The 4,552-nt window shown below is 49.4% G+C and carries 8 protein-coding genes; 4 read left to right on the top strand and 4 right to left on the bottom strand.

The window, feature by feature from the left end; genetic code table 11:
* On the bottom strand, positions 1 to 881 hold an 881-nt coding region (locus AB7U36_RS19070), incomplete at its 3' end, for a peptidoglycan-binding protein (protein ID WP_428161233.1).
* A 182-nt stretch (positions 882 to 1,063) separates the two neighbouring features.
* On the bottom strand, positions 1,064 to 1,264 hold the full coding sequence (locus AB7U36_RS19065) for a hypothetical protein (RefSeq protein WP_004070962.1): 201 nt from the start codon (positions 1,262 to 1,264) through the stop codon (positions 1,064 to 1,066).
* A gap of 97 nt (positions 1,265 to 1,361) precedes the next feature.
* On the opposite strand from AB7U36_RS19065, the gene mobB reads away from it, so the two are divergent.
* Complete coding sequence (mobB, locus tag AB7U36_RS19060; protein ID WP_428158997.1) at positions 1,362 to 1,913, top strand: molybdopterin-guanine dinucleotide biosynthesis protein B; 552 nt, start codon at positions 1,362 to 1,364, stop codon at positions 1,911 to 1,913.
* Positions 1,910 to 2,767 (top strand): hypothetical protein, encoded by an 858-nt coding sequence (locus tag AB7U36_RS19055; RefSeq protein WP_428158998.1) that lies wholly within the window; start codon positions 1,910 to 1,912, stop codon positions 2,765 to 2,767. Before mobB ends, AB7U36_RS19055 begins: the two co-directional genes overlap by 4 nt.
* A 6-nt stretch (positions 2,768 to 2,773) precedes the next feature.
* Here the strand turns inward: AB7U36_RS19055 and panC are convergent, their stop codons facing one another.
* Positions 2,774 to 3,622 carry a pantoate--beta-alanine ligase gene (gene panC / locus AB7U36_RS19050; protein WP_428159000.1) on the bottom strand — a complete coding sequence of 283 codons (849 nt, stop codon included), beginning with the start codon at positions 3,620 to 3,622 and terminating at the stop codon, positions 2,774 to 2,776.
* On the bottom strand, positions 3,622 to 3,810 hold the full coding sequence (locus AB7U36_RS19045; protein WP_428161235.1) for a response regulator: 189 nt from the start codon (positions 3,808 to 3,810) through the stop codon (positions 3,622 to 3,624). Before AB7U36_RS19045 ends, panC begins: the two co-directional genes overlap by 1 nt.
* Before the next feature lie 175 nt (positions 3,811 to 3,985).
* Here AB7U36_RS19045 and AB7U36_RS19040 point away from each other — a divergent pair, with 175 nt between their 5' ends.
* Positions 3,986 to 4,342, top strand: a complete 357-nt coding sequence (locus AB7U36_RS19040) for a hypothetical protein (RefSeq protein ID WP_428161232.1) — start codon at positions 3,986 to 3,988, stop codon at positions 4,340 to 4,342.
* A gap of 67 nt (positions 4,343 to 4,409) precedes the next feature.
* The coding region (locus tag AB7U36_RS19035) for a type II toxin-antitoxin system Phd/YefM family antitoxin (protein WP_428161234.1) at positions 4,410 to 4,552 on the top strand (143 nt) is incomplete at its 3' end.

The raw sequence follows: 4,552 nt of genomic DNA, 5'->3' as shown, positions 1-4,552 counted from the left end.
CCACGCAGGGTAGAGAGTCGTAGTTCGATTGCGGCCTCGGTGACGGGTCCGGCAATGCCGTCGACTCCGATGCCGGCCACCGCCTGGAAAGCACGAATGGCCATGCGCGTCTTGGGGCCCATACGACCGTCCACAACGAGCCTGGGATCGGCCCCAAGGTCGTTGAGCGCCTCTTGCAGCCGCTTCACGTCGGGGTCTTCCAACCCGGCCAAATCCGGATCGACCGCTTGGCTGCCTTCATATAGAAGAGGAAAGATTTTGTTAAACAAACGCTTGCGGTCTGATAGGCCATTGAACCCGCCATTGATCCGGCGGGTGATCTGATTGATGTTATTGCGATCGGCTTCTGCGTTCAAATTGCCTTCGGTCCATTCCTGGAGCGCGGGCTTGAGTGCGTGCTCGGGATCGGTCACCAGCTCAGGGTGGTTTTCGAAATCGACGCCGACCGCTTGTCCTATCCGTTTGTGGCCGCCGCGCCCAGTGGTCTGCAGGACGCCGTTTCCACGGTAACGAAAGCCATCGCCGGGCCGGGTATTGCCCAGCTCCCGTGCCTTCCTGGGGTTGCCAAGGCCATAGACCCGCTCGGCAATCTGTTCTGGTTTGCACGCCAGAGACTCCGCCTCCGCTTGGGTCACTGCCGCACTGTGCCGGCCGACCCCGAAGATCTCGACCATCCGTTCAGCCGAATAGTTCATATTCTCTCTGAGTATCCTGAATCCACCGGTTTCGTGAAGGGCCTGTGCCAGAAAATGCGCCATGCGCAACGGCGTGGTGATGCCGTGCTGCTGGAACAACGCGTCACCGTTCCGGATAGCATCCAGGTAATTCTGTTTTGCGTCAGGGGCGAGCTTTTTAACTGCCTCAATAGCGGTCATAGCCATGGTAGTTCTCCTGTTATGGGGTTTATATCGCATGCGCTTTTTTCTTCTTTAAGAAAACCTTTTTCCCAATGGAAATCTTTAGCGAAAATGGCGAGTGAAGGCCACAGCAAAACAGCAGTTCCCGATATTAAAGAATTGGTTTTCAGGCCGAGCCCAAACACATTCGGTTTGATTCAACTGTGCTATATTGTGTTGTCCTTTGGTAATTTTTCCGGGAATACATCCGGAACCCGTACCAGCATGAGTTCACTTCGACAAAAAGGGCAGAACAGGCTTGCAACATTATTTTCATCCATGATGGATTCTGATTTGAATGTCACTTCAAAGGGATTTGCCCCCGGGAACGAGCAATTATGATTAACGCAAATATAAGATAAATCCATAATATCCTCCTTTTCTTGACTTTTTTACATGTGCATCTTATACCTTAGCCGTATTTAATCCATGGTTCAAGAATAAAAAACATTCAAGGCTGTGTATATGAACAGTAAAAAAACGCCTCGGGTTGTTTTAATTGTCGGCAAATCCAACTCAGGGAAAACCACGTTGATGGAAAAGTTGATCAGAGAGCTCAGCGCACGCGGGTTTCGTGTGGGATCTGTGAAACATACCCATCATAATTTAAATTTTGACAAAAAGGGAAAGGACAGCTGGCGGCATAAAAATGCCGGTGCTGTTGCCTCTCTTATTGTGACGGATACAAAGGTGGCCCTGGTAAAAGAGGATACCCGTCCGGACGAAGAGAAATTTTTTCACTATCTGGGTGATACGGACCTTATTCTTGCTGAAGGATTCAAGACATTGTCTCTTCCCAAAATTGAGGTGTTCAGGAAAAATAGCCCCCATGAAGCACCTTTATGTCTTGAAGACCCTAATCTTGTTGCTTTTGTGACAGATACGGATATCCGGCCCGAAAAAAAAAACTGTTTTGGGTTAGAGGATATAAAATCAATTGCTGATTTGCTTGAACACCATTTTCTTGCTTCATTTTCCAGAAAGTCTCCCCATCAGGCGAGAGCGCTTAACGGATGAAACCCCATCAAATCCTTATTTTAGGGGTCTTTGTTTTGGGCATGACAATGTTTACGGCAAAAGCCTTCCCCAATTGTCTTCAATCCCTTGAAAACGGGCACATAGACTGGACAACCGGCCTTTTTACGGCCACAGGCCATGCATCTCCCGAAATCAATGCCGAAGGCAAGGCTGTGGCCATGCCTGGGTCTGCCAGAGCTTGTGCCACCCGGAACCTGATTGCCATTCTCAAGCAGATCAAAATTTCAGGGGATCTCACGGTTGGGGAATACGCATCAACCCATGATGCCATTCTTGCCGGGATTGAGAAGGTTGCCCAGGATGCCCGGGTTTGCGGTCAACTGTATACATCTGCCCTGGATGTGGAAGTTTGGGTGGAGGCCACATCCTATGGCCGATTTCTTCAACTGGTGCTTCCGGATCACATCCGGGAGATTCCCAAGATCAGCGAACTGAAGCAGGGGTTGGCTGAACCGGTTGACAAGACGCCTTCAGCCGCTGCCAAGCCATATACCGGACTGATTGTGGATGCAAGAATGTTAAATTTTGAGCCCTTACTTTATCCCACCATTGTCAGTGAACAGGGCAGGGAAATCTATTCCTCTGTTTTTATAAGTCGGGAATTTGCCGTTCAAAACGGGGTCTGCGCCTATCTGTGCGACATGGACCAGGCCCTTGCGTCTGCCAGAACCGGTTCAAATCCCCTGGTGGTCAAGGCATTAAGAAAAACCGGGGACAAAACCGGCGCCATTGTGATGAGCATGGCAGACGCCAAAACCCTGGACAGGGAGAGCGAGCGCCACATCTTTTTAAAGGAGTGCCGGGTGATTGTCGTGGTGAAACCGCCGGTGTAAAAAAGATCAGGGCGCTTCAATCAGGGCATTGTCAATCAGCCTTGATTTTCCCACCTGTACGGCCAGGGCCACAAGGGTTTCTGCCTGGACGGTTTCCACCGGCTCAAGGGTCCGGGGATTGCACAATTCAATGTAATCAATCCGGGTGTGCTCAAATGAGAGTATAAAGGCTTCCATCTCCCTGACAAGATCCGGAACAGACCGGATGCCCTTGGCAACCCTTTGTTTTAAAAGGTTGATGGCTTTGGAAAGGCAGACCGCGGAAGTACGCTGCTCCGGCGTAAGATAGGCATTTCTGGAGCTCATGGCCAACCCGTCTTCTTCCCTGATGATCTCCCCGCCGATGATCTGGATATTGAAATCCAGGTCCTTCACCATCTGTCTGATGATGGCAAGCTGCTGGAAGTCTTTTTTCCCGAAAACCGCCACATCAGGCATGACAATGTTGAACAGTTTGGTCACCACCGTGGCCACTCCCCCGAAATGGACAGGGCGGGACCGGCCGCACAGGTACTGGGGAAGATGGTCCAGAGAGACACGGGTCTGGTAGTTTGGCCCGTACATTTCGTTTTTATCCGGAAGGAAAACAGCTGTTACGCCTGCCTGCTGTGCCAGATCCAGGTCATTGCGAATATTGCTGGGATAGGCGTCCAGGTCTTCATTGGGGGCAAACTGGGTGGGATTGACAAAAATGCTCAGGACCAGCTCATCACTCAAAGGCTTGCCTATGTCAAGCAGCGAAACATGTCCTTTGTGAAGGTATCCCATGGTGGGTACAAAACTGATGGTCTTTCCCTCTCTTTTTTTTGCAGCAGACCAGGCCTGCATATCCGCTTTTGTTTTTAAAATATCCATCATCTGTTAAGTTCCTTTTTTATGGCAATCCTCATATCCAATATGGTATAGGGTTTTTTAACAAAGGCTCCTGCTCCTATAGACAGGGCTTTTAATACATCTTCTGATTCCGAATGTCCACTTGCAAGAATGGCTTTCCGGGACGGTCGGATTTTTTTGATCCGTTTGTAGGTCTCAAGTCCGGAAATGGAGAGGGGCCATGACCATGTCTAAAATCAGTAGATTCACAGGGATCTGCATGATGAAACCAAGGATGGATTAAATCTGGCCGTCGGGGAAGCATACCGGCGATATACGAGAATGATCAATTTCAGGGAAGGCTGGCGCGGTCATTTATGGCAGGGGCGTTTTGCATCATTTATCATGGAAGAAAATTACTTGCCGGCATGCACGCGGTATATCGAGTATAACCCGGTCCGTGCCGGTCTTGTAAAACGTCCTGAGGATTGGAAATGGAGTAGCGCCGGGGCGCATATGAATGAAAAGGATGACGTTCTTGTCAAAACAAGACCCTTGCTTGAGATTGTCAAAACCTCCTGGGATGATTTTTTATCTTCGGATATTAAGGAATCTGAAATCGAATTGTTCAGAAAGCATGAACGTAACGGCCGACCGTTGGGAAAAACGACTTTTGTAAAGCAATTGGAGACTATTTTAGACAGACGGCTCAGGCCAAAGAAGCCAGGTCGAAGGAAAATAGGTAAGGTGTCACCGGATTAGTGGGGGTCACAGCGCCGGTCAGCACCGCGCTCTGTCTCAAAACTACCACCTTGACAAAGCGTACGGCATGCCGTATAATTATATTGGTTTAAGATACAAGGAGGTATATATGAGAATATTATCGGTAACAGAAGCCCGTTCAAATCTCTACAGGCTTATTGATCAGACATCATCATCCCATGAGCCAATTATCATCACAGGAAAGAGAGG

Source organism: Desulfobacter sp., assembly GCF_050177295.1.
Note: the sequence above shows the minus strand (reverse complement) of the source record. Positions and strands in the feature narration are given on the sequence as shown.

Excerpts from the sequence above, each read along its gene's own strand:
- panC (WP_428159000.1), bottom strand. The coding sequence starts at position 3,622 with ATGGATATTTTAAAAACAAAAGCGGATATGCAGGCCTGGTCTGCTGCA.
- AB7U36_RS19065 (WP_004070962.1), bottom strand. The coding sequence starts at position 1,264 with ATGGATTTATCTTATATTTGCGTTAATCATAATTGCTCGTTCCCGGGG.
- AB7U36_RS19055 (WP_428158998.1), top strand. The coding sequence starts at position 1,910 with ATGAAACCCCATCAAATCCTTATTTTAGGGGTCTTTGTTTTGGGCATG.
- mobB (WP_428158997.1), top strand. The coding sequence starts at position 1,362 with ATGAACAGTAAAAAAACGCCTCGGGTTGTTTTAATTGTCGGCAAATCC.
- AB7U36_RS19040 (WP_428161232.1), top strand. The coding sequence starts at position 3,986 with ATGGAAGAAAATTACTTGCCGGCATGCACGCGGTATATCGAGTATAAC.